The 24,661-nt window shown below is 69.0% G+C and carries 24 protein-coding genes; 10 read left to right on the forward strand and 14 right to left on the reverse strand.

Annotation, left to right across the window (positions count from 1 at the left end; genetic code table 11):
• Positions 1-123: 123 nt before the first annotated feature.
• Positions 124-906, forward strand: coding sequence for a transcriptional repressor LexA (gene lexA, locus JOE30_RS15540; protein WP_204867707.1), 783 nt, complete (start codon positions 124-126; stop codon positions 904-906).
• 61 nt (positions 907-967) lie between these two features.
• Here lexA and JOE30_RS15545 read toward each other — a convergent pair whose 3' ends face one another.
• From JOE30_RS15545 to JOE30_RS15565, 5 genes are all read right to left on the reverse strand, one after another.
• Complete coding sequence (locus JOE30_RS15545) at positions 968-2,110, reverse strand: acyl-CoA dehydrogenase family protein (protein WP_204867708.1); 1,143 nt, start codon at positions 2,108-2,110, stop codon at positions 968-970.
• A gap of 163 nt (positions 2,111-2,273) precedes the next feature.
• Positions 2,274-2,897, reverse strand: a complete 624-nt coding sequence (locus JOE30_RS15550; protein WP_204867709.1) for a YigZ family protein — start codon at positions 2,895-2,897, stop codon at positions 2,274-2,276.
• Positions 2,898-2,906: 9 nt separating this feature from the next.
• Entirely contained in the window at positions 2,907-3,392 is a 486-nt protein-coding gene (locus tag JOE30_RS15555; protein WP_204867710.1) for a hypothetical protein, read from the reverse strand.
• A gap of 23 nt (positions 3,393-3,415) precedes the next feature.
• The gene (locus JOE30_RS15560) at positions 3,416-4,699 is read right to left on the reverse strand and encodes a uracil-xanthine permease family protein (protein ID WP_204867712.1); all 1,284 of its coding nucleotides are present in this window, start codon (positions 4,697-4,699) and stop codon (positions 3,416-3,418) included.
• Positions 4,700-4,723: 24 nt separating this feature from the next.
• Positions 4,724-6,418 (reverse strand): phosphoenolpyruvate--protein phosphotransferase, encoded by a 1,695-nt coding sequence (locus JOE30_RS15565; RefSeq protein ID WP_204867714.1) that lies wholly within the window; start codon positions 6,416-6,418, stop codon positions 4,724-4,726.
• A gap of 181 nt (positions 6,419-6,599) precedes the next feature.
• Here JOE30_RS15565 and JOE30_RS15570 point away from each other — a divergent pair, with 181 nt between their 5' ends.
• The 4 genes from JOE30_RS15570 to JOE30_RS15585 all read left to right on the forward strand — a co-directional run bounded on the left by JOE30_RS15570 (position 6,600) and on the right by JOE30_RS15585 (position 10,763).
• On the forward strand, positions 6,600-7,367 hold the full coding sequence (locus tag JOE30_RS15570) for a DeoR/GlpR family DNA-binding transcription regulator (RefSeq protein ID WP_204870441.1): 768 nt from the start codon (positions 6,600-6,602) through the stop codon (positions 7,365-7,367).
• Complete coding sequence (locus JOE30_RS15575; RefSeq protein WP_204867716.1) at positions 7,364-8,347, forward strand: 1-phosphofructokinase family hexose kinase; 984 nt, start codon at positions 7,364-7,366, stop codon at positions 8,345-8,347. Before JOE30_RS15570 ends, JOE30_RS15575 begins: the two co-directional genes overlap by 4 nt.
• A gap of 48 nt (positions 8,348-8,395) precedes the next feature.
• Entirely contained in the window at positions 8,396-10,432 is a 2,037-nt protein-coding gene (locus JOE30_RS15580; protein WP_204867718.1) for a fructose-specific PTS transporter subunit EIIC, read from the forward strand.
• 73 nt (positions 10,433-10,505) lie between these two features.
• Complete coding sequence (locus tag JOE30_RS15585; RefSeq protein WP_027505136.1) at positions 10,506-10,763, forward strand: HPr family phosphocarrier protein; 258 nt, start codon at positions 10,506-10,508, stop codon at positions 10,761-10,763.
• Between the two features lie 65 nt (positions 10,764-10,828).
• On the opposite strand, the gene JOE30_RS15590 is transcribed toward JOE30_RS15585, so the two are convergent.
• The 6 genes from JOE30_RS15590 to JOE30_RS15615 form a co-directional block, all read right to left on the reverse strand.
• Positions 10,829-11,875, reverse strand: coding sequence for a hypothetical protein (locus JOE30_RS15590; protein WP_204867721.1), 1,047 nt, complete (start codon positions 11,873-11,875; stop codon positions 10,829-10,831).
• A complete protein-coding gene (hflX, locus tag JOE30_RS15595) occupies positions 11,872-13,335 on the reverse strand; it encodes a GTPase HflX (protein ID WP_204867723.1) in 1,464 nt (487 codons plus the stop codon). Before hflX ends, JOE30_RS15590 begins: the two co-directional genes overlap by 4 nt.
• A gap of 84 nt (positions 13,336-13,419) precedes the next feature.
• Positions 13,420-14,292 carry a diaminopimelate epimerase gene (gene dapF, locus JOE30_RS15600; protein WP_204867725.1) on the reverse strand — a complete coding sequence of 291 codons (873 nt, stop codon included), beginning with the start codon at positions 14,290-14,292 and terminating at the stop codon, positions 13,420-13,422.
• 4 nt (positions 14,293-14,296) lie between these two features.
• Positions 14,297-15,151, reverse strand: coding sequence for an RNA methyltransferase (locus tag JOE30_RS15605; RefSeq protein ID WP_204867727.1), 855 nt, complete (start codon positions 15,149-15,151; stop codon positions 14,297-14,299).
• Positions 15,148-16,062, reverse strand: a complete 915-nt coding sequence (miaA, locus tag JOE30_RS15610) for a tRNA (adenosine(37)-N6)-dimethylallyltransferase MiaA (RefSeq protein WP_204867729.1) — start codon at positions 16,060-16,062, stop codon at positions 15,148-15,150. The genes JOE30_RS15605 and miaA overlap by 4 nt, the downstream gene beginning before the upstream one ends.
• Positions 16,059-16,781, reverse strand: coding sequence for a hypothetical protein (locus JOE30_RS15615; protein ID WP_209993101.1), 723 nt, complete (start codon positions 16,779-16,781; stop codon positions 16,059-16,061). Before JOE30_RS15615 ends, miaA begins: the two co-directional genes overlap by 4 nt.
• A 155-nt stretch (positions 16,782-16,936) precedes the next feature.
• Between JOE30_RS15615 and JOE30_RS15620 the strand changes: the two genes are divergently transcribed.
• Complete coding sequence (locus JOE30_RS15620) at positions 16,937-18,400, forward strand: DUF349 domain-containing protein (RefSeq protein WP_204867731.1); 1,464 nt, start codon at positions 16,937-16,939, stop codon at positions 18,398-18,400.
• 18 nt (positions 18,401-18,418) lie between these two features.
• Here JOE30_RS15620 and JOE30_RS15625 read toward each other — a convergent pair whose 3' ends face one another.
• Both JOE30_RS15625 and miaB read right to left on the reverse strand, forming a co-directional pair.
• The gene (locus JOE30_RS15625) at positions 18,419-19,000 is read right to left on the reverse strand and encodes a hypothetical protein (protein WP_204867732.1); all 582 of its coding nucleotides are present in this window, start codon (positions 18,998-19,000) and stop codon (positions 18,419-18,421) included.
• Complete coding sequence (gene miaB / locus JOE30_RS15630) at positions 18,988-20,529, reverse strand: tRNA (N6-isopentenyl adenosine(37)-C2)-methylthiotransferase MiaB (protein WP_204867733.1); 1,542 nt, start codon at positions 20,527-20,529, stop codon at positions 18,988-18,990. The genes JOE30_RS15625 and miaB overlap by 13 nt, the downstream gene beginning before the upstream one ends.
• A gap of 184 nt (positions 20,530-20,713) precedes the next feature.
• Between miaB and gluA the strand changes: the two genes are divergently transcribed.
• From gluA to JOE30_RS15650, 4 genes are all read left to right on the forward strand, one after another.
• On the forward strand, positions 20,714-21,442 hold the full coding sequence (gluA, locus tag JOE30_RS15635; RefSeq protein WP_204870443.1) for an amino acid ABC transporter ATP-binding protein: 729 nt from the start codon (positions 20,714-20,716) through the stop codon (positions 21,440-21,442).
• Positions 21,443-21,479: 37 nt separating this feature from the next.
• The gene (locus JOE30_RS15640; RefSeq protein ID WP_027505129.1) at positions 21,480-22,313 is read left to right on the forward strand and encodes a glutamate ABC transporter substrate-binding protein; all 834 of its coding nucleotides are present in this window, start codon (positions 21,480-21,482) and stop codon (positions 22,311-22,313) included.
• 86 nt (positions 22,314-22,399) lie between these two features.
• Positions 22,400-23,080: an amino acid ABC transporter permease gene (locus tag JOE30_RS15645; protein ID WP_027505128.1), complete on the forward strand. Its 681-nt coding sequence runs from the start codon at positions 22,400-22,402 to the stop codon at positions 23,078-23,080.
• A complete protein-coding gene (locus JOE30_RS15650) occupies positions 23,077-24,006 on the forward strand; it encodes an amino acid ABC transporter permease (RefSeq protein WP_204867734.1) in 930 nt (309 codons plus the stop codon). Before JOE30_RS15645 ends, JOE30_RS15650 begins: the two co-directional genes overlap by 4 nt.
• 4 nt (positions 24,007-24,010) lie before the next feature.
• On the opposite strand, the gene JOE30_RS15655 is transcribed toward JOE30_RS15650, so the two are convergent.
• Complete coding sequence (locus JOE30_RS15655; RefSeq protein ID WP_204867735.1) at positions 24,011-24,652, reverse strand: regulatory protein RecX; 642 nt, start codon at positions 24,650-24,652, stop codon at positions 24,011-24,013.
• Between the last annotated feature and the right edge of the window lie 9 nt (positions 24,653-24,661).

The raw sequence follows: 24,661 nt of genomic DNA on the forward strand, positions 1-24,661 counted from the left end.
GCGACACGCTTCGAACAGGTGTTTGATCCGAGTCCCGTTTCGGTTTAGGTTCGACACACGCACAACGGACGTGACACCAGCACCACCTGCCCCACGTCCACTGCTACCGATGGAGGTATCTCGATGAAGGACGACAGCTCATCCGGCACGGTCGGCGGGCGCACGTCAGCGGCCGGCTCGGCCACGACCGCCGACACCGAGTCCGGTCTCACTGAACGTCAGCGGCGAGTGCTCGAGGTGATCCGTGCGTCGGTCGTCGAGCGCGGCTATCCCCCGAGCATCCGGGAGATCGGTGACGCTGTCGGGTTGACGTCCACCTCGTCGGTCGCGCACCAACTGCGCACCCTCGAACGCAAGGGGTTCCTGCGCCGCGACCCCAACCGTCCCCGCGCCGTCGACGTGCGTCTGCCGGGCGAGAACGGGCGCCCCGAAGAGGTCTCAGTCGTGGCACAGGACGACCTCGTCGCCCCGGACACCACGAATCACCTCGACAGCGCGGACACACCGTCGTCGGACGACGATCGCCTTCCCGCGCCGACCTTCGTCCCCGTCCTGGGACGTATCGCCGCGGGCGGTCCGATCCTCGCGGAGCAGGCCGTGGAGGACGTGTTCCCGCTTCCGCGCGAGCTCGTCGGCACCGGCTCGCTGTTCCTTCTCCGCGTCGTCGGTGAGTCGATGATCGACGCCGCCATCTGCGACGGTGACTGGGTGGTCGTGCGTCAGCAGAACGTGGCCGAGAACGGGGACATCGTCGCCGCCATGATCGACGGCGAAGCGACCGTCAAGACGTTCAGGCGGACTGGCGGGGACGTCTGGCTGCTCCCCCACAACGACCTGTTCGAGCCCATTCCCGGGAACGACGCCGTGGTGCTGGGCAAAGTCGTCACGGTGATGCGCAAGCTCTGATCCACGACAGACGAAAGCCGGCGCTGGAAATCCAGCGCCGGCGTCGTCGTGTTCGGTCTGGTTACAGATCCAACCCGCGACCGATGATCTCCTTCATGATCTCCGTCGTACCGCCGTAGATGGTCTGCACACGAGAGTCCATGTACGCCTTGGCGATCGGGTACTCCTTCATGTAGCCGTAGCCACCGTGCAGCTGCAGGCACCGGTCGATGAGCTTGACCTGGTTCTCGGTGGTCCACCACTTGGCCATGGCGGCTTCCTGCACCGACAGCTCGTTCGCGTTGAGCTGCTCGATGTACTTGTCCACCATGATGCGGACGGCGGTCGTCTCGGTCGCGCACTCGGCGAGCACGAAGCGCGTGTTCTGGAACTTGCCGATCGGCTTCCCGAACGCCTTGCGGTCCTTGCAGTACTGGATCGTCATCGCCAGCGCCGATTCCATCGCGGCAGCCGCGACGACGGCGATCGACAGACGCTCCTGCGGGAGGTTCTGCATCAGGTAGATGAACCCCATGCCCTCCTCGCCGAGCATGTTGGCGGCGGGGATGCGGACGTCGGTGAAGCTGAGCTCCGCGGTGTCCTGCGCCTTCATACCGATCTTGTCGAGGTTGCGGCCGCGCTCGAAGCCCGGCATGTCGCGCTCGACGACGAACAGGCTGAAACCCTGCGCGCCCTTCTCCGGATCGGTGCAGGCCACGACGATGATGATGTCGGCGTTGATGCCGTTGGTGATGAACGTCTTGGAGCCGTTGAGCACCCAGTCGTCACCGTCCCGAACAGCCTTGGTCTTGATGCCCTGCAGGTCACTGCCCGTGCCCGGCTCGGTCATCGCGATCGCGGTGATCAGCTCGCCGGAGCAGAACCCGGGCAGCCAGCGCTGCTTCTGCTCGTCGTTCGTCAGCTCGATCAGGTACGGAGCGACGACGTCGTTGTGCAGCGTGAACCCGATGCCGCTGTAGCCGCCCGCCGTGGTCTCCTCGGTGACGATGGCGTTGTAGCGGAAGTCCTTGACTCCGCCGCCGCCGAACTCCTCCGGCACTGCCATGCCCAGGAAGCCCTGCTTGCCGGCCTCGACCCAGACACCTCTGTCGACGATGTTCTGCGTCTCCCACTCCGCGTGATGCGGCGCGACGTGCTGCTCGAGAAACTTCTTGTACGAGCTGCGGAACAGGTCGTGCTCGGGCTCGAACAACGTGCGCTTCATGGTTCTCCTCGTCAGGCGTACGGCGGATCTCATTCGAGAGTAGAACCGGAGTGCACGCTGGGTCGATGACCAGTGCGAGCACGTTCGGTGACTGCGGTGCCGTCGCCGGGCAGAGTTCGGTGCGGTGAGCCGCGGTATCCGCGGCTCAGCGCACCCAGCCGCCTCAGAGCCCGAGCACCCACCGGTGTCCGACTCGCTCGGCGACCACACTGCCGCTGGTCGCCGACGCGAGGACACCGTCGAGCCGGTCGCCGTCACCGATCACCCGGAGCCGCACGTCGGATCCGTAGGCGACGTCGTCGACGGCGAATCCGTGCACTCGCAGGACGCCCTCCACTCGACCGGCATCAGCGTGGGACAAGGCCATCTCCAGGACGTCTACTCGCGCGAGCTCGCCGACCTCCGCGCGGTCGAGCGCCGCACTCACCGCACCCGAGTAGGCGCGCACCAGACCACCGGCGCCGAGCTTGACGCCCCCGAACCACCGACTGACGACGGCCACCACGTCGACCAGGTCGCGGCCGGTCAGCACTCCGAGCATCGGAACGCCCGCCGTGCCACCGGGTTCACCGTCGTCCGATGCGCGCTGACGACGGTGCTCCTGATCTGCGCCGACGACGAATGCCCAGCAGTGGTGGCCCGCATCGGGGAACTCTGCGGTCACCGCGGCGACCACGTCGAGCGCCGCGGACTCGGTGTGGACGGTGACCACGCGGGCGAGGAACCGGCTCCGCTCGATCACCGTTTCCGCATCGACGGGTCGGGACGAGACGAGGGTGTGCGGCACGGAACCAGCCTAGATCCGGTGCAGAAACCGTCGGTGAGCGACGGAATCTGCACCGGATCGCGCGACGCGGCGATTGTGCCGAGCCTGCAGGACGAGAGTCGGCAGGACCCAGACGACGAGCGCCGCGGTGACCCACCAGTACCAACCCGGAACGGAGTTCAGCGCCAAGGCCCCGACGAACAGAGCAGACCCACTGCAACCGTGAAGCAGGTCGACGTCACGGCGACGCACCGCCGGTCCGCGCAACCATGAGATGCGCTGGTCGCCGCTCTCGCGCACCGTCCGCCTCGTCGACGCAACGGCGAGCACGACGGCAACGATCAGGGCAACAGCCGCAACGGTCACACGAGCAGCAGTGTTCGGCAGAGCGAGCGTCGAGACGGCCGCTACAGCCGAGACCGCTATGAGCGCCGGCATCTTCCACGCCGGCGTCGACGGCCACTCGTCGGGCGCGAGGCGCACGGGTCGCATCGGGTCGAGGGGTGCTTGGCTCACCACCTCAGCGTGGCACAGACCGCTCAGTCTCGTCGCCGCTCCGACAGCGCGCGCAGCACCGGGTACGCGACCAGGATGCCGACCGAGCCCCACACGATGCCGCCGAGTTCGACGGATCCGATGGTCAGAGTCAGGTCACCGACACCGGCGACGAGGGCGGCCGCCGCGACCATGAGGTTGAGCGGCTTGGTGAAGTCGATCTCCGCTTCCTGCCAGATCCGCACGCCGAGAAGGCCGATGAGACCGTAGAGCACCAGAGTCGCGCCGCCGATGACACCGTTCGGGACCGTGAAGATCAGAGCGCCGAACTTCGGGGAGAACGAGAGCACCAGCGCCGTCGCAGCGGCGACCCAGTAGGCAGCGGTGGAGTACACGCGGGTGGCGGCCATGACGCCGATGTTCTCCGCGTACGTCGTGGTGCCCGAACCACCACCGGCACCGGCGAGGACGGTCGCCGCGCCGTCCGCCATGAGGGCGTCACCGGCGACGTCGTCGAGAGACCGACCCGTCATCGCCGCGACCGCCTTCACGTGACCGACGTTCTCGGCGACGAGCACCACGACGACGGGCAGTGCGACGAGCACGACGGAGAGCTGGAACGAGGGGCCCGTGAACTCGGGCAGTCCGATCCACGACGCGCTGCCGAGTGCGTCGACGCGTGCGGGATCGAGAGCACCGGTGACGGCTGCGAACACCCAACCGACGACGACGCCGACGAGGATGCCGAGGCGACCGATCAGCCCGGGTACCGCGACGGTGACCAGCAGGACCGCCACCAGGGTCACGGTGGCGACCAGCGGCTGAGCCTCGTACGAGGTCGCGGCGGTGGACGCGAGGTTCAGGCCGATGAGCGCCACGATCGCGCCGGTCACCAGCGGCGGCATGACGGCGTCGAGAACGCGGCTCCCCGCCAGCCGGACGAGCAGACCGACCAGGAAGAGCACCACGCCCACCACGAGCACCGCGCCGAGCTGCGCAGCGGGACCGTCGCCCGCCGTCGCCGCCAAGGGTGCGATGAAGGCGAAGGACGAGCCCAGGTAGCTCGGGATCCGGCCGCGCGTGGCGAGCAGGAAGATCGCAGTACCCAAACCGGAGAAGAACAGCGTCGTCGTGACCGGGAACCCGGTGATGGTGGGAACCAGCAGCGTGGCGCCGAACATCGCGACGACGTGCTGCATCCCGATGCCCACCGTGCGCGGCCACGAGAGCCGTTCGTCGGGAGCGACTACCGCGTCCGGGGCCACGGTGCGACCGTCGCCGTGCACGGACCAGCGAGGGAAGAACTGCCTGGATCGAGTTGTCGTCACGGCGGAAATGATGTCACGAGCTCGTCACCCGAGCAGGCCGGCGGCCACCTCGCGTGCTTCGGCAGGGCTGGAGGTGGACAGCACGGCCTCGGCCGCCGCCATGCACTGCTCGAGCGTGACGGTGCCGAGCTTCGCGCCGACACCGGCCACCGCGGCCGACGCGGCCGAGAGGGATGTGACGCCGAAGCCGACGAGGACACAGGCCAACAACGGATCCGCGGCGGCCTCACCGCAGACACCGACCGGCTTGTTCACGGCCGCGCCGGCCTTCGCCGCGTGGGCGACGAGCGTCAGCACGGCGGGCTGCCACGGATCGGTCAGTGCGGCGAGATCGGCGGACATCCGGTCGGCCGCCATCGTGTACTGCGCCAGGTCGTTGGTTCCGATGGACAGGAAGTCGACGTGATCGAGGATCCGGTCCGCGAGCAACGCCGCGGCGGGCACCTCGATCATGACGCCGGGGGTGAGCCCGCGTTCCCGCACGTCGGCGGCGAAGGCCTGCGCCTCGGCAGACGTGGCGATCATCGGGGCCATCACCCACGGGGAGGAATCGGTCGAGGCCGCTGCGGCCGCGATGGCGTCGAGCTGGCGATGCAGGATGCCGCGATTGCCCTCGGCGATACGGATGCCGCGCACACCGAGGGCCGGATTGGCCTCGTCGGCGTGGTTCGCGAAGCGCAGCGGCTTGTCCGAGCCGGCGTCGAGCGTGCGGACGACCACCTTGGTGCCCTCGAATGCGGTGAGCACCTCGGCGTAGATCGAGGCCTGCTCGTCGACGGTGGGCTCGACGTCACGGTCGAGGAAGCTGAGTTCGGTGCGGAAGAGTCCGACGCCGTCGGCCGCGGTCGACCGGGCCGCGCGAGCGCCGGCGCCGTCCTGCACGTTCGCGAGGATGTCGACACGGTGACCGTCGGACGTCCGGCCCGGTCCGCTCCAGTCGGCGACCTCGGCGAGGTGGGTGGCCGATTCCTCGACCGCGGAGCGTGCCGTGGACGGATCGGGCTCGATCTCGATACGGCCGGTGGCGCCGTCCACCATGACCAGCGTCCCGGCGGCGACGTCGTCGAGACCCGTCGCCGCGACGATGCACGGGATACCGAGCTGACGGGCGATGATCGCGGTGTGGCTGGTGGGTCCACCGAGTGACGTCGCGAGGCCGACGACCAGCGTGGCGTCGAGTCCCGCGGTGTCGGCGGGTGCGAGGTCTTCCGCCAGGAGAACCGACGGCTCCGACGGGGTGGGCACGCCGGGCTCCGGGAGATCGGACAGCTCGGCGATCACGCGGTCGCAGATGTCCATGAGGTCGGTGATGCGCTCGGCCATGCGTCCGCCGAGCTTGGCGAACATGGCGACGAACTGATCCGTCGCGGTGACCGCGGCGAATGCCGCGTCGGAACCCTTGCCGATGGCCTTGACGCCGGCGCCGATCCACCCGCGGTCCTCGGCCATCGCGGCGTTGGCGGCGAGCACCTCGGACGCGGAGCCGGTTGCCAGTGCGGCGCGGGCCTGCAGACGTCGACCGACCTCGGCCGCTGCGGCGCGGAATCGCTCCTTCTCGGCGTCACGCGCGTCCTCGGCGATCTCGACAGCCGTGTCGGGGCGCGAAGGGCGCGGCGCCGGGCGGATCGCGGGGCCGTAGCCGACGCCGGGCACCACCGGCGTGCCCTGCACCGCGTGGGCCGTCGGCTGTGCCTCGTTCGCGGTGAGCGATCCCGTCATCTGCTTCCTCCTGCTGCGCGGTGGTACGGGGGCATCTCGCCGACCCGCTGTGCATCGCGTCTCCCGCGATGGCTCTTGTGACTCAGATTACTCGAACCTCTTGACATGTCAACAGAGACGGGCGTAAAACAACATAAACCAACAGTGAAACAACGGATCGGACGGAGGGGCGGTGAACACGATGTACGCGGAAGAGCGGCAGAACGCCATCGCCGGCCTCATCGGACAGCGCGGTCGCGTCTCCGTCGCCGACCTGGCCGACACGTTCGGTGTCACCACCGAGACCGTGCGCCGTGACCTGGCCTCGCTCGACCGCATGGGCGTCGTGCGCCGCGTGCACGGCGGCGCAGTTCCCGCCACGTCGGTCACCGCGGTGGAGCCCGGCATGGCCGAGCGCGAACACACCCGCGCGAAGGAGAAGGACCGCATCGCCGCGGCCGCCCTCGCCTACCTGCCGGCACCCGGCGGGTCCATCGCGCTCGATGCCGGCACCACCACCGGACGCCTCGCCGCGCTGATCCCCGTCGAGTCGGATCTGACGGTGGTGACCAACTCGCTTCCCATCGCGACCCGGCTCGCCGCAGTGTCCTCGCTGGACCTGCACCTGCTCGGTGGTCGGGTCCGCGGTGTCACTCAGGCCACCGTCGGCGAGGACACACTCCGCGTCCTGGGAACCGTTCGCGTCGACGTCGCCTTCATGGGCACCAACGCGATCAGCGTCACGCACGGCCTCTCCACCCCCGACACCGACGAGGCCGCCGTCAAGCGCGCGATGGTCGGGTCCGCGGATCGTGTCGTCGTCGTCACCGACTCGGCCAAGATCGGGCTCCAGTTCTTCATGTCCTTCGCCGCACTGGACTGTGTGGACGTCCTCGTCACCGACGACGGCATCACCGACACCGACTGCACCCGTCTGCAGCAACACGGATTGGAGGTGGTGGTCGCATGATCCTCACCCTGACGGCCAACCCCAGCATGGATCGCACGGTCTCCCTCGACGTGCCGTTGGTGCGCGGATCGGTGCATCGCAGCGCACTGACCACGACGGAACCCGGCGGCAAAGGCGTCAACGTCGCACGCGTCGTCACCTCCGCCGGACGGACCGCCACCGCGGTGCTCCCGTGCAGCGGTTCCGATCCGCTGCTCAGCGCTCTCGGCACCCTCGGAGTCCGGTACCACGCCGTACCCACGTCGGGTGTCGCGCGCACGAACCTGACCATCAGCGAGTCCGACGGGACGACGACCAAGATCAACGAGCCCGGCGCCGGACTCGCGCCCGAGACGGTCGACGCACTGATGGCGTCGGTCCTGGAACTCGCGCAGCGCGCCGACTGGGTCGTCCTGTCCGGATCGATCCCGCCCGGAGTCGACGCCACCTGGTACGGCCGCCTCGTCGCCGCACTGCACGAGGTGTCGGCGAAGGTTGCAGTGGACACCTCCGACGATCCGCTCTCCGCGCTCGCCGCGGGATTCCCCGCCACGGCACCGGACCTGATCAAACCGAACGCGGAGGAGCTCGCACACCTCACGGGACGCGACGGCGCGGCACTCGAAGCCAGTGCCGCACAGGGTGATCCGTACCCGACCGTCGACGCCGCACGCGTGCTCGTCGATCGCGGGGTGGCCGCCGTCCTGGCGACACTCGGCGGTTCCGGCGCCGTGTTGGTGACCGCGACCGGGTCCTGGTTCGCCACCCCTCCCCCGATCACCCCGCGAAGCACCGTCGGCGCGGGCGACTCGTCGTTGGCCGGATACATCCTGGCCGATCTCGACGGCGAGGACGGTGCCGGTCGACTCGCTCGGGCCGTCGCCTACGGATCCGCAGCCGCGGCCCTACCCGGGACCCGGTTGCCGACGCCGTCCGACGTCGACGTCACCGCCGTTCCCGTCCACACCCTCGACTCGTCACCCGCCGTACCCCAGTCCTGATCCCCCGTCCTGATCTCTCAGCTCCACTCCACTCCCAGAGGAAACGACATGTCCAGTCCCACCACGGCTTCCGATGCGAAGCCCGGCATCATCGCCGAGGACCTCATCCTGCTCGACGCCGATCTCGGCTCGACGAAGGACGACGTCATCGCCCGCCTCGCTCGCGTCCTCACCGACGCGGGGCGCGCCTCGGACGCCGACGCCCTGCGCGATGCCGCGATGGCTCGTGAGGCGCAGTCGGCCACCGGCCTGCCCGGCGGCATCGCGATCCCGCACTGCCGGTCCGCGGCCGTCACCACGGCATCGCTGGGCTTCGCCCGACTGAACCCGAAGGTGGAGTTCGGCGCACCCGACGGCGACGCGGACCTCGTCTTCCTCATCGCCGCACCGGACGGCGCGGGCGCCGAGCACATGAAGCTGCTGTCCTCGTTGGCACGCGCACTGGTCAAGCCGGCGTTCGTGACGTCGTTGCGCGAGGCCGCCACCCCCGCCGACGTCGTCGCACTGGTCGAGGGCGTCCTCGCCCCGAAAGCTCCGAAGGCCGCCGCCCCCGTCACGACCACGAAGACCGCGCCTCCCGCTCCGACCGCCACGGCGGACGCTGCCAAGCACATCGTCGCGATCACCGCATGCCCCACCGGCATCGCCCACACCTACATGGCTGCCGACTCCCTCAAGGACGCCGGCGATCGTGCGGGCGTCACCGTGCACGTCGAGACCCAGGGCTCGAGCGGCTCCACCGCGCTCGACCCGGCACTCATCGCCTCGGCCGAGGCCGTCATCTTCGCCACCGACGTGGGCGTCAAGGGCCGCGAGCGCTTCGCGGGCAAGCCCGTCATCGAGTCCGGCGTCAAGCGCGCGATCAACGAGCCCGACAAGATGGTCGCCGAAGCCCTGCGCGCCGGCGGTGACCCGAGCGCCGCACGCGTCTCCGGCACCGCACCGGGAGCGTCCGCTGCCGCCGCTGCCGGTGGACTCGGTTGGGGCACCCGGTTGCGCCAGATCCTCCTGACCGGTGTCAGCTACATGATCCCGTTCGTCGCGGCCGGTGGACTCCTCATCGCCCTCGGCTTCCTTCTCGGTGGTTACGAGATCAAGGGTGTCGCCGAGGACATCATGACCAACAACAGCCTCACCAACCTTCCCGACGGAGGGCTCCGCATCTTCATCGGCGCGGTGCTGTTCCAGCTCGGCGGCCTGGCCTTCGGCTTCCTCGTCCCGGCCCTGTCCGGCTACATCGCCTTCGCCATCGCGGACCGTCCCGGTATCGCCCCCGGCTTCACTGCCGGTGCGGTGGCCCTGTTCGTCGGCGCCGGCTTCATCGGTGGCCTGGTCGGTGGCCTCATCGCCGGCTTCGTCGCACTGTGGATCAGCCGAATCGCCGTTCCGCCGTGGCTCCGTGGCCTGATGCCCGTCGTCATCATCCCGCTGGGTGCGACCCTCGTCGTCGGCGGTCTGATGTTCCTCGTGCTGGGTCGCCCGCTCGCCGCCATCACCACCGGCCTGACCAACTTCCTCAACGGTCTCTCCGGCTCGTCGGTCATCATTCTCGGCATCATCCTGGGCCTCATGATGTGCTTCGACCTCGGCGGACCGGTGAACAAGGCCGCCTACGCCTTCGCCACCGCCGGCCTGAGCGTCGACAACGAGGCATCGCTGCGCATCATGGCCGCCGTCATGGCTGCCGGCATGGTTCCCCCGCTCGCCATGGCTCTCTCGTCGACTCTGCGTCCGAAGCTCTACAGCGAGGCCGAGCGCGAGAACGGCAAGGCTGCATGGCTTCTCGGAGCTGCGTTCATCTCCGAAGGTGCGATCCCGTTCGCCGCGACCGACCCGCTGCGCGTCATCCCCTCGATGATGGCCGGTGGCGCTGTGACCGGCGCTCTGATCATGTCCTTCGGGACGACGCTCAGCGCACCCCACGGCGGACTGCTGGTGTTCTTCGCGATGAACAACTTCTTCCTGTTCCTCCTGGCTCTGGCGATCGGCACCGTGGTCTCCGCGGCGCTCATCACCGCGGCCAAGCAGTTCGCCGGCAAGAAGCCTGCGGAGATCATCGACGAACCCGTCGCGGTCGCAGCCTGACACCCACGTCATCACCCCCACAGCTGGCAGTATCGACACCAGCACTCACCTGACGAAGAAGGAGATCACCACGATGCCCAGCACCACGGTCACGGTCGGATCCGCCATCGGCCTGCACGCCCGCCCCGCCGCCGTCATCGCCGAGGCGGTCGCCGACTCCGGCGTCGACGTCACCCTCGAGGTGGAGGGCGAGGAGGCCGTCGACGGCGGCTCCGCGCTCATGATCATGACGCTGGGGGCCACCAAGGGCACTGAGGTCACGATCACCAGTGACGATCAGGCCACGCTCGACAAGGTCGCCGCACTAGTCGCGTCGGATCTCGACGCCTGATCTTTCGCACAGATGACGACGGCCCCCACACACTGTGGGGGCCGTCGTCATCTGTGCTGCTGTGTCTACCGCGACCGGAACAGTCGACGCACGAAGAACAGCGTCAGCACCACGACCACACCGACGGACGCCGCGGCGGCGACCAACGGAACGAGGATGGACCCGGTGGGCTCAGCGGGTGCTTCGGAGTCCGCGGTCTCGGTGGCCTCCGGGCCGGCCGGGGTGGAGGCTGCCACGTCACGCAGGACGAGGACGGCGGGAAGAGCTGCGGCCGTGTCCACACCTTGCTCGGACCCGAGCAGCACCTCGTCGTCGGGGGTGAACGCGATCGACTCGCCCTGCGGCTGCGGCGGGAGCGCGACGACGCGGGCGGGAGCCGAATCGAAGGCCGCGGCCACGTCACCGTCCCGCACGGACCACAGATACAGATCGGTGTAGGTGCGCACGGCGGCCATCGATCCGTCCGCACTCACGCCGCCACCGGTGACCAGGCGACTGCCGTCGAGCAGCGGCGGGCCCCCGGGGGTGGTGGTCGCGGACGGCGCGAAGTCGGCCACGCGGCGCAGCGGAGTGGGACCGGGACTCGGGAGATCGGACACCGACGTGTCAGCCGTGTACACGCCACCGGTCCCGAGACCGTCCTTCGTGACGATCACGGGACGGCCGTCGGACCCGATGAGGAGTGCCTCGGCGTCGTGCGCACCGTCGGGATAGGTGAGCCGGTGCAGTTCACCGGCACCACCGGCCGCAGGATCCATCCGGGTGAGGGCCACGGCGTCGCGTCGACGGTCGTTGTCGCCGATGTCCGCGAGCCACAACGACCCCTCGAACGACGAAAGTTCCTCGACGTCGTACGGGTCCACCGGATTCGGAAGCCACTCCGCGACAGCACACTCGGAGTCGAGGCGCGCGACACGGTCGTCGGCGCCGCTGTCCCCGATCGCGTACACCGTCCCGTCGAGCACCGTCATGCCCGAGAGTTCGGACAGTCCCGGATCGGTCGGCACACAGTACGGCTCCGCATCCGGTGCCTCGGTCTGCGCCGCCGCGGGAGACGCTGCCACGAGCGCCATCACGGCAGCACCGAGCACCGGCGCGAACCGGCGGCTCACGCGCTGTGGGCGTATCGCGTGAGTATCGAGGCCAGCGCCGTCGGCACAGTCGCGTCGATGCGCGTACCGCCGCTCTCGTGACTGGTGCTCGAGATCCGTCCGTCCGCGTGGATGCGCGACACCAGGTCGCCACGGTCGTACGGCAGCAGGACGCTCACCGACACCTCGGGCGGGCGCACCAGCTCGCCCAGTCGTGTCCGCAGCTCCTCGATACCCTCGCTGGTCTTCGCGGACACGAAGACCGCACCCGGCAGCAGTCCGCGCAGCTGCGTGAGCGTGACGGGATCCGCAGCGTCGATCTTGTTGACCACGATCAGTTCCTCGGGAGCTGCGGCGTTCTGCTCGCGCACCACCGAGACGATGACCTCGCGCACTGCCTCGATCTGCCCGATGGGAAGCGGATCGGACCCGTCCACCACGTGCAGCAGCAGATCGGCGTCCGTCACCTCCTCGAGTGTGGAGCGGAACGCCTCGACCAACTGGGTCGGCAGGTGGCGGACGAAGCCGACGGTGTCGGTGAGCACGCACTCGCGGCCGTCCTCGAGCGTCGCCTTGCGCGTGGTCGGATCCAGGGTCGCGAACAGTGCGTTCTGTACCAGCACACCGGATCCGGTGAGCGAGTTGAGCAGCGACGACTTCCCCGCGTTGGTGTAGCCGACGATGGCGATGGACGGAACGTTGCCCTGCAGCCGGCGCTCACGCTTGGTGTCGCGGGCCTGCTTCATGCCCCGGATCTCGCGACGCAGCTTCGCCATGCGCTCGCGAATGCGTCGACGGTCGGTCTCGATCTTGGTCTCACCCGGACCACGCAGACCCACACCGCCGTTGCTGCCGGCGCGGCCACCCGCCTGACGCGACATGGACTCACCCCAGCCGCGCAGACGCGGGAGCATGTACTCCATCTGCGCCAGAGCGACCTGCGCCTTGCCCTCGCGGGAGGACGCGTGCTGAGCGAAGATGTCGAGGATCAGCGCGGTGCGGTCGATGACCTTCACCTTCACGATCTTCTCCAGGGCCGTCAGCTGCGCAGGCGTCAATTCACCGTCGCACACGACGGTGTCCGCGCCGGTCGCGATGACCACCTCGCGCAGTTCCTTCGCCTTGCCGGAGCCGATGTAGGTGGAGGCGTCGGGTCGGTCGCGCCGCTGCACGAGCCCCTCCAGCACCTCGGAACCCGCCGTCTCGGCCAGAGCCGCGAGTTCGGTCATGCTGGACTCCGCCTCCTCGGCGGAACCGCTGGTCCAGACACCGACGAGCACCACGCGCTCGAGCCGCAACTGGCGGTACTCGACCTCGGTGACATCGGTGAGCTCGGTGGAGAGCCCAGCCACACGGCGCAGTGCGCTGCGATCGTCGAGCTGCATGTCGCCGGTGGACCACTCGGCGTCCTGCTCGAACTCGTCGCTGTGGGAGGGACCTGTCGTGTCGGCCCTGTCGGCCGCTGCATTCGTTGTCGTCATACGAGACCCATGATCCACGAGAACGCCCTGACGTGCACTGTCATTTACGCAACCGTGTCGCGGGGAATACCCGCACTCCGGCCGTCACGCTTCCAGCCCCGCCCACCAGGCATCCGACAGCTCCCCCGACGCGACCAGCACGGACGGCCCCCGCATCGACGCGGAACCGTTCGACACGCGCACCGACACGACACCACCGGGAACGTGGACGGCCAGCTCACCGTCGCCGGTCCCGTCGAACCGCAGCGCGGCGACGGCGGCAGCGACGATGCCCGTGCCACACGATCGGGTCTCCCCGACGCCGCGCTCGTGGACGCGCATGCTCACCGCACCGTCCTTCGGGACCGTGACGAACTCGATGTTGACCCCGTGCGGGTACACCGCACTGTCGAAGGCGGGTTGCGCCGTGAGGTCGAGGTCGCCGAGGGTCTCCGCATCGAGATCGGCGGACACGCAGGCCAGGTGCGGATTGCCGACGTCGACGCCGATGCCCGTGAAGGACCTGCCGTCGACCTCTGTGTCGGAGGTCTCGAAGACCCGCGGGGTGCCCATCTCGACGGTGACCACGGCGTCGGTGTCGTCGTGCGAGTGCACGGTGACCGGTTTCCCGCCGGCGCGCGATCCGACGACGAACTCGTCCGAGTCCACGAGACCCGCCGCACGAACGTAGTGGGAGAACACCCGGACACCGTTGCCGCACATCTCCGCGATGGACCCGTCCGCATTGCGGTAGTCCATGAACCAGTCGGAGGCGGACACGCCCTCGGGCAGCGCGTCGAGCACACCGCGCTCGACGAGGGCACCGCTGCGGGCGACCCGCAGTACCCCGTCCGCGCCGAGCCCGGCGCGGCGATCGCACAGCGTCGCCACGCGGTGTGCGCTCAGATCGAGGAGTGCGTCCGGATCCGGCAGCACGACGAAATCGTTCTGCGTTCCGTGGCCCTTGGTGAACTGCATGGGATCAGTCTCCCACCGGCGCGGACGTCCGCGCGATCAGCCGTTGACGGGTGATCTCGTACAGCCCGACGGCGCCGGCGGACGGCGCTCCGAGGGAACTCGCCGCGCCGCCTATCGGGATGGACACGACGACGTCGCAGGCCTCCCGCCACGCGGCGCTCATGCCCCGGGTCTCGTTGCCCACCACCAGCACCGTTCCTCCGGTGAAATCGTGCTCGTGCGCTGCCACCGTGCCGGTCTCGTCGGTACCCACGATCGTCATGTCGGTGCCCTGCTGCCGAAGCCTGTCCACCATCGCGCGAACCTGCTCCGGACCGCCGACCTGCCCCACGGGGAGTGCGAACAGTGACCCGGTGGTCGCGCGGACGCACGCGGGATCGAACGGGTCCGCGGCATGACCGCTGACCAGCAGCCCGGACGCTCCGAAGGCGTCCGAGGACCGGATGAGGGTGCCGAGATTGCCCGGCGACGTCGGCCGATCGAACGCGACCACCACCGGCGTGTCGCCCGTCGGAGTCCACTGTCCGGGATCGAGGAGCCGGGACCGTGCGAGCAGCAGTACCTCCGGGGGTTGATCGACGCGTTCGCCGAGCTCCGCCATCAATTCCGGCGCGACACCCACGGCGGACACGCCCGCGGCCCGGCAGCGGTCCACGGTCGACGTGGCCCAGGACGACAGGGAGTCGCCCGTTCGGTAGAGCACGGACTCGAGAGACCACCCGTGCTCGACGGCCAGCGTCACCGGCCGCACTCCCTGCACGAGGAAGACCCCCGCCTTGGTGCGCTTGCCGCGGGTGACGAGGTAGGACTGCCACTGCTGGAACCGTGCGTTCCTCGACAGGACGAGCGCATCGCTCATCGGTGTTCTCCCCTCGTGCGCAGTGCGGCGTCCAGCAGGTCCGATGCGCCCCCGCGCAGCCAGTGCACGCGGGGATCGCGGCCGAACCAGGACCGTTGCCGGCGAACATAGCGGCGGGTACCGACGAAGGTCGCCTCTCGCGCCGCCGCCTCGTCGATCTCGCCGTCCAGCAGTTGCAGAACCTGCGCGTAGCCGATCGCTCTCGGGGCGGTGACCCCCTCGCGCAGGCCCTGTCCCACGAGGGTCTCGACCTCGGCGACGAGCCCCTCGGCGAACATCGCGTCGGTGCGTGCCGCGATGCGCGCGTCCAGCTCGTCGGTGTCACGGTCGATGCCGAGGATGACGGTGTCCCAGCGCGGCTCGCCGATGGTGGGCGCCGATGCGGCGAACGGCTTCCCGGTGAGGCGTCCCACCTCGAGCGCGCGGACGATGCGTCGGCCGTCGGTCGGCAGGATCGATGTCGCGGCCGCCGGATCGGACTCCGCGAGTGCGCGGTGCAGCGCCGCGACCCCCTCGGCGGCGAGCCGGGCCTCGAGTTCGGCCCGCACCGCGGCATCCGTGGCCGGGAACTGCCAGCGGTCCAGCAGAGCCTGGACGTACATCATCGATCCGCCGACGACGACGGGCACGACGGACTGCTCGAGCAGCTCCTCGATCTCTCGCACCGCGGCGTCCTGGTACGCCGCCACCGTTGCCGTCTCCGTGACGTCCAGGACGTCGAGTCGGTGGTGCGGGATGCCGCGGCGCTCCGCCACGGGCGTCTTCGCCGTGCCGATGTCCATGCCGCGGTACTGCTGCATCGCGTCGATGTTCACGATGTGCCCGCCGAGGTGCTCGGCGAGATCGAGCGCGAGGGCCGACTTGCCCGTGGCCGTGGGTCCGATCACCGCGACCGGGGTAGGTCGCGTCACAGCGACCACGAGGCGACGTGGTACCCGACTCCGTAGGGGGCACCGCGAAAGAGACTGTGCGGCACCACTCGTACGGGTCCCACCAGCGCGGCCGCGACCTGCCATGCCACCCGCCCGTCCACGCCGAGGGCATCGCACAGCGCAGAATCCAGGGACGCCAGCGCATCGAGGTCGGCCCTGCCGAGCGCGTCGTCGATCGCGTGCTGCACCGCTTCGGCGCGCTCGTCGAATGCGCCGGGCGCCTTGTCGGTCAGGGTCGTCGCTCCGTCACCGACGACGAGCAGCCCCACCGGGCCGGGCACGGCGTCGACGCGGGCGCGCAGGTCGAGCGCCAGCGCCGCCACGTCCTGGACACTCGCGTTCCGGGCGACGAGCTGTACGGGGACCGACCACTGCGGAACAGCCTGCCCGCGGAGCAGCCCGACGGTCAGCGCGGCCAACTCCATCTCGCGATCGACGGGCCCCTGATCCGGGGTGAGACCGACCACGACATCGGCCCCGAAACCGGCGTACGTACCCGCGGCGTCGCCGTCGATCCAGGTCGTGGTCGCACCGACCCCGATCCCGATCCAGCCGTGACAGGTCTGCCCCAGGTCGTCGCACACCTCGCGCACGGCTGCACGCAGATCGTCCAGTTCGCCTGTGGCGGAACCGGCGAGCTCCGCGAGCAACAACGGAGGCGACGGGACGAAGGCGAGGGCGGACAGCACGGATGCCACGGTAGTCGACCGTCCGAGGGCGTCCCTTTTCCGCGCGTCCCTCGGGGTTTGCATGGTCGCCGACGCGCGGAGGGGGTTGAATGGGCCCAGAACCACCGAGCAGAGAACCACGTAGCGCCAGGCAGCCGTGACGCGCGGCAGAGACGGAGAGAACCATGACCGAGCACGAGACGACCGAGAACGCCCCCGCCGAGTCGCAGGCGAGCACCACGCCTCCCCGGCCCGGGCCCCGACCGGGTCCTCGACCCGGCGGCGCACCGCGCCCGGCGCCGACCCGGCCCAGTGCCCCGGCCGATCCGTCCGCACCGCCGTCGTCGACGTCCGCAGGCGACGGGGAGTCACACCCGACGCCTCATCCGGCTGCCCACCACGTACCGACGACCCCCGCTGTCGTCCCGGTCGTCACCGATCCGTCCCGCTGGGGCCGGGTCGACGAGGACGGTTCAGCGTGGGTCCGTACCACCGACGGAGAGCGGCAGGTCGGTTCCTGGCAAGCCGGTGACGCGGCCGAGGGCCTCGCACACTTCGGGCGCCGCTACGACGATCTCGCCACCGAGGTCGCACTGCTCGAGGCGCGACTCGCCTCCGGCGCCGGTGACGCCAAGAAGACGAAGACCGCCGCCGTCACGCTCGCCGAGACCCTGCCCACCGCTGCTGTGATCGGCGACGTCGACGCGCTGGCGACCCGCCTGCAGGCCGTGATCGAACACTCCGACGAGGTCGCCGCCGAGCATCGCAAGCGCAAGGACTCCGAGCGGACCGAATCGACCGCTCGCAAGGAGGCGCTGGCCGTCGAGGCCGAGACCATCGGCAGCGAGTCCACGCAGTGGAAGGCCGCGGGTGACCGTCTGCGCGTCATTCTCGAGGAGTGGAAGACCATCCGCGGCGTCGACCGCAAGGTGGACGACGCACTGTGGAAGCGCTACTCCAAGGCACGGGAAGCGTTCAACCGTCGCCGCGGCGCGCACTTCGCCGATCTCGACCGCGAACGCGGCGCCGCCAAGGTGCGCAAGGAAGAACTGGTCGCCAAGGCCGAGGAACTGTCGTCGTCCACCGACTGGGTGGGCACCGCGCAGGTGTTCCGCGATCTTCTGACCGAGTGGAAGGCCGCCGGCCGGGCTCCCCGCGACGCCGACGACTCGCTGTGGCAGAAGTTCAAGGGCGCCCAGGACGTGTTCTTCGAGGCACGCAACGCGGCGCAGTCCGAGCAGAACGCGGAATTCGAGCAGAACGCCGAGGCGAAGGAACGACTGCTGGCCGAGTCCGGTCACATCGACCCGTCCAAGGACATCGACGCCGCCAAGGCGGCTCTGCGGACACTGCAGGACAAGTGGGACGCCATCGGCAAGGTCCCGCGAGAGAAGATGCACGATCTCGAGGGCAAGCTCCGCGCGATCGAGAAGCGGGTCCGCGACGCCGCCGACTCCGAGTGGCGACGCACCGACCCCGAGGCGATGGCGCGCGCGGCTCAGTTCCGCGAGCGGGTCGCGCAGTTCGAGGAGCAGGCCCAGAAGGCCGAGGCCGCGGGCAAGGCCAAGGACGCCGAGAAGGCCCGTGCGCAAGCACAACAGTGGCGCGAGTGGGCCGACGCCGCCGACAGCGCCCTCGGCGGTCTCTAGGTCTCCAGGTCTGGGGGATCAGCTGTCGCGGCGCCGGGACGTGTCCAGCACGTTCTCGCGCCGCGCCTCGTCCATCACTGCCGCGTCCCGGCGGGCGGCGGCAGCCGCCCACTGAGCGTTGGAGCGGTTCCACACCACCTTGAACCAGTGGAACGCCAGCACGACCACGAGCAACCAGCCGAGGACGAGGCCCAGCCCGGGGCCGGCCCCGGTGAGGCCGACCGGAACGGTCTGACGCGACCAGATGGCCAGGATGCCCAGCACCGTCGCCACCCCGGACCCGTAGAGCGCGACCCAGGCCAGCGCCCAGCGTTGAGTGACCAGGGCGAGGGCCGAGAAGCCGACGGCGAACACGAGGGTCAGCCACACGAAGATGCGTGAGGGCAGTGCCACCGACTCCGCCACCGCGTCCTCGTCGTGCACCAGCACGTCCCACGCGTTGGCCGAACCTGTGTGCGGCAGCGCGAAGCTCAGCAACAGCAACAACACGACCACTGCCACGACGACGGCGCGGACCCCCGGGTCGATACGACCCGAGATCCGCTTCTCGGCGGCCGCCGGATCGGATCCTGTCGTCGGCTCGGTACTCACAGTGCACATCCCATCGTCGTGACCGGCTCGGGCGCCGGGGCGCCGACGGACGGCAACCCCAACCCGACACCGACCGGTGCGGTCCGGGGCATCGTGCCCCGCTCGTGGCGGTCGCCGGCCGTGGTGCGCCGGTGCGAGCGCACCGGGACGTCGGCGACCAGGTGGTACGGCTTCGCGTCGGTCACCGTGGTGACGACGACGTCGCCGGGCCGGACGGCGCGGTCGATGGCGCCCGTCGGGGTGAAGTGCACGAGTCGCCCGTCACGGGTGCGTCCACTCATCCGCTCGGTGACGGCATTCTTGCGTCCGGCGCCGTCGGCGACGAGCAACTCCACCTCGGCGCCGACGACGCGGCGGTTCTCCTCGTGGGAGATCTCCTCCTGCAGAGCGGCGAGCCGTTCGTACCGCTCCTGCACCACGGCCTTGGGTACCTGGTCCGCCATGTCGGCGGCCGGCGTTCCCGGTCGCTTGGAGTACTGGAACGTGTAGGCGCTGCTGAAGCGAGCGCGACGGACGACGTCGAGGGTCTCCTGGAAGTCCTCCTCGGTCTCCCCGGGGAAGCCCACGATGATGTCCGTCGTCAGCGACGCGTGCGGGATGGCCGCCCGCACCCGGTCGATGATGCCGAGGAACTTCTCCTTGCGGTACGAGCGGCGCATGGCACGCAGTACGCGGTCCGATCCGGACTGCAGAGGCATGTGCAGCGTCGGGCACACGTTGGGCGTCGACGCCATCGCCTCGATGACGTCGTCGGTGAACTCGGCGGGATGCGGCGAGGTGAACCGGACGCGCTCGAGCCCGTCGATCTCCCCGCACGCACGCAGCAGCGACGCGAACGCACCCCGGTCACGCGGCTGGTCGGGATCCGCGAACGAGGCGCCGTACGCGTTGACGTTCTGTCCGAGCAGCGTCACCTCGAGCACGCCCTCGTCGACGAGGGCCTGCACCTCGGCGAGGATGTCACCCGGCCTGCGGTCGACCTCCTTGCCGCGCAGTGCGGGCACGATGCAGAAGGTGCAGGTGTTGTTGCACCCCACCGATATGGACACCCACCCGGAGTAGGCGGAGTCACGCTTGGCCGGGAGGGTCGACGGGAACGCGTCCAGCGACTCGAGGATCTCGACCTCGGCGCGCTGGTTGTGGCGCGCCCGATCGAGCAGCGCCGGCAGGGATCCGATGTTGTGGGTGCCGAACACGACGTCCACCCACGGTGCCTTCGTGACCACGACGTCGCGGTCCTTCTGTGCGAGGCACCCGCCGACGGCGATCTGCATGTCGGGGTTCTCGTCCTTGGCCGGCCGGAGCTGGCCGAGGTTGCCGTACAACTTGTTGTCGGCGTTCTCGCGTACCGCGCAGGTGTTGAAGACGACGAGATCGGGGGCCGACCCGGAGTCGGCCTTCTCGTAGCCGGCCTCCTCGAGAAGGCCGGACAGTCGTTCGGAATCGTGCACGTTCATCTGGCAGCCGTACGTGCGCACCTCGTAGGTGCGCGCAGTCCCGGACCGCGCAGGCAGAGTCTGGGTGTCGATCGTGTCCACCCCTCCAGGGTACGGCGGCGCTCGAACCCGACCCACCGAGCGGTCCGAGTAAAGTTTCCATTACATATCCGCGGTCCCCGCACCAAAACGAGCAGTGGCGGTGGAAACTACCTCTAGGGTCATCGCCATGACCCACCCTGACGGCGAGCACGCTCACAGCTCGCCCACAGCATCGTCTGCCCCCATGATCGCGATGCACGGCGTTCAGAAACATTTCGGTGATCTGCACGTCCTCAAGGACATCGAACTCGACGTTCCCAGCGGCCAGGTCGTCATCGTCCTCGGCCCGTCCGGGTCGGGTAAGTCGACGTTGTGCCGCACGATCAACCGACTCGAGCCCGTCGACGAGGGAACCATCGAGGTCGACGGCAAGGCGCTCCCCTCCGAGGGCAAGTCGCTCGCCGCGCTCCGCGCGGACGTCGGCATGGTCTTCCAGTCCTTCAACCTCTTCGCGCACAAGACGATTCGCGAGAACGTCATGCTCGGGCCGACCAAGGTCCGCAAGATGAAGAAGGACGAGGCGGAGAAGACCGCACAGCGTCTGCTCGAACGCGTCGGCATCGCCAACCAGGCCGACAAGTACCCGGCGCAGCTCTCCGGCGGCCAGCAGCAACGTGTCGCCATCGCGCGCGCACTCGCGATGAACCCCAAGGTGATGCTCTTCGACGAGCCGACCTCGGCGCTCGATCCCGAGATGGTCAACGAGGTGCTCGACGTCATGACGTCGCTGGCCAAGGAGGGCATGACCATGGTGGTCGTGACCCACGAGATGGGTTTCGCCCGCCGCGCCGGCGATCGCGTCATCTTCATGGCCGACGGCCAGATCGTCGAGGACACCGACCCCGAGACCTTCTTCACCACACCGAAATCCGATCGTGCCAGGGACTTCCTCGGCAAGATCCTGAGTCACTGATCTCCCACCCGTTCGTCACACCTTCTGGAGGATCTCGATGAGAATCACCCGTACCGCTCGCGTCGGCGTCGCCGCACTCGCGCTCGCCTTCGCCGCCACCGCGTGTGGTGGCGACGAGGCCACCAGCGCGTCGTCCAGCGCCGAGAGCGGCAAGCTGACCGTCGGCATCAAGTTCGACCAGCCGGGCCTCGGCCTGCGCACCCCCGACGGCTCGTTCAGCGGCTTCGACGTCGAGGTGGCGAAGTACGTCGCCGGCAAGCTCGGTGTCACACCGGAGAACATCACGTTCAAGGAGTCGCCGTCGGCGCAGCGCGAGACCCTCATCGAGAACGGTGAGGTCGACTACATCGTCGCCACCTACTCGATCACCGACGCCCGCAAGGAGAAGGTCGACTTCGCCGGACCGTACTTCGTCGCCGGACAGTCGCTCCTCGTCGCCGACGGCAACACCGACATCACGGGCCCCGAGTCGCTCAGCGGCGGCAAGCGCCTCTGCTCCGTCTCCGGCTCCACCCCCGCGCAGAAGGTCAAAGACCAGTACGCGCAGGACGTGCAGCTGCAGGAGTTCGACACCTACTCCGCCTGTGTCGAGGCACTGCGCAACGGCGCCGTCGACGCGGTGACCACCGACGACATCATCCTGGCCGGCTACGCGGCTCAGTACCCGGGTGAGCTCAAAGTGGTCGGCGAGCCGTTCACCGAGGAGCGCTACGGCATCGGCCTGGCCAAGGGCGACGACGAGACCCGCACCAAGATCAACGACGCGATCGACGCCATGATCGAGGACGGGTCGTGGCAGAAGGCGTTCGAGGACACCGTCGGACCGTCCGGGTACCCGCTGCCCGCACAGCCGACCGTCGATCGCTACTGATCACCACTCTTCGCGAGACCCGAACGGGCGGTTCACACCGGTGAACCGCCCGTTCGACTCGTCACCGCTCTCGGAAGGAGTCGCCGGTGGACATACTGAGTGACTACGCGCCCGAACTCCTCGACGCGTTCTGGATGACGATCAAGCTGACGGTGCTCTCCGCCATCGGCGCTCTCGTCCTCGGCACCCTGCTCGCGGCGATGCGGGTCTCCCCCGTTCCCGTCGCCCGGTGGATCGGTGCCACCTACGTCACCATCTTCCGCAACACCCCGCTCACGCTGATCCTGCTGTTCTGCGCCTTCGGCCTCTACCAGACCCTGGGCGTCACGCTCGCCGATCAGGCGTCCCCGACCGGGCAGGCGGACAACAACTTCCGGCTCGCCGTTCTCGGTCTGAGCATCTACACGGCCTCGTTCGTGTGCGAGTCGCTGCGGTCCGGAATCAACACGGTGAACGTCGGGCAGGCGGAGGCCGGGCGATCGCTCGGTCTGACGTTCTCGCAGAACCTGCGCTTCATCGTGCTCCCCCAGGCGTTCCGTGCGGTCATCGGCCCGCTGGGCAGCGTGCTCATCGCCCTGACGAAGAACACGACCGTCGCCGCGGCGATCGGCGTTCTCGAAGCGGCCATCCTGATGAAGGAGATGATCGAGAACGAGGCGGCGATCTTCGTCGTCGGCGGTATCTTCGCGCTCGGCTTCGTCATCCTGACCTTCCCCACCGGCCTCTTCTTCGGCTACCTCGGCAAGCGATTGGCGGTTGCCCGATGACCACAGCGAACGCACCTCTGAGCACCGAGGCACCGCCCAAGAAGGTCGCCTCCGCCGAACGCGCCACCGTTCTCTACGACGCTCCGGGGCCCCGCGCCAAGGTGCGCAACCACATCATCTCGGCAGTCGTACTCGTCCTGGTACTGCTGGCGGCGTACGTGATCTACGCGAAGCTGGACGAGAAGGGCCAGTTGACGTCGGAGAAGTGGAGTCCGTTCGTCGAGTCGTCGACCTGGACGACGTACCTGGTTCCCGGCATCCAGGGCACCCTGGTCGCCGCGGGCCTGTCGATCGTGCTGGCACTGATCCTGGGCGCCGTCCTGGGTATCGCGCGCCTGTCGGACCACCGACCGGTGCGGATGGTCGCAGGTTTCTTCGTGGAACTGTTCCGCGCCATCCCGGTGCTGATCCTGATGATCTTCCTGTACCAGTTCTTCGCCGAGTACCAGGTGTTCAAGTCCCGCTACCTGGCGCTGGCCGCGGTGGTGACGGGCCTGACGCTCTACAACGGCTCGGTCATCGCCGAGATCGTGCGGTCGGGCATCCAGTCCCTGCCCAAGGGTCAGACCGAGGCCGCCATGGCCGTCGGCCTGCGCAAAGGCCAGATCATGCGGATGATCCTGCTCCCCCAGGCCGTGACCGCGATGTTGCCGGCCATCATCTCGCAGATGGTGGTGGCGCTGAAGGACTCCGCGCTGGGCTACATCATCGGCTACGTCGAGGTGGTCCGGTCGGGGCAGCAGGTCGGTGCCTTCTACGGCAACTTCCTGCCCGCCCTCATCATCGTGGCCATCATCATGATCATCCTGAACTCGTTGCTGACGTACCTCGCCACGAAGGTGGAGAAGCGACTGCGACGAGCAAAGAAGTCACCGGTCCGGGTGGACCAGGGCGCTGCATCCGCCACGGGCGGCGTCCGGCTCTGACGTTCTAGTACTCGAGGCCTTCGGAATCGTTTCCGAGGGCCTCGAGTTCCGTCCGGACCACGTCGAAGGCCATACCCTGGGCGAACCCACGGCGCGCGAGCATCGACACGAGCTTGCGCACCACCTTGTCGCGTTGTGCGCGTCGCTCCCGCGGATCTTCGATCTCCTCGTTCAGAGCGGACAGCAGAGCCGGGGCTCGAAGCTTCTTGACGACCAGTTCCCGCGCGCGCTCCCGCTCGTCCTCGGGCTCGATCGTGTCGAGTGCCTCGGTGGCCAGCACCGGGTCGATGCCCTTGGTGCGTAGTTCTGTGCGCAGCGCCTGCTTGCCTCGGCCCGAGTACGTGTGCCGCGAGCGGACCCACTGATGGGCGAAGTCGCGATCGTCGACCAGCTTGATCTCGGTCAGCCTGTCGAGCACGGACGCGATGATCTCGTCCGTGAATCCTTTGGCCGCCAACCGCTGTTCGAGCTCGGCGCGGCTTCGGGCGCGATCTGTGAGCAACCGCAACGCGGCATCCTTGGCCTGCACCGCGGTGCCCCCGATCGGGGGCGGCGTCTCGCCTGATCGGCGGCCGGAACGGGACCGGGCGCCCGACGTACGTCGGGCGCCCGGTGCACGCGAGTCCGGAAACTCGTCGTCGTTCACAGTCGAGAG

It is taken from the genome of Rhodococcus sp. PvP016 (assembly GCF_017832185.1).
Classification (GTDB): Bacteria; Actinomycetota; Actinomycetes; order Mycobacteriales; family Mycobacteriaceae; genus Rhodococcoides.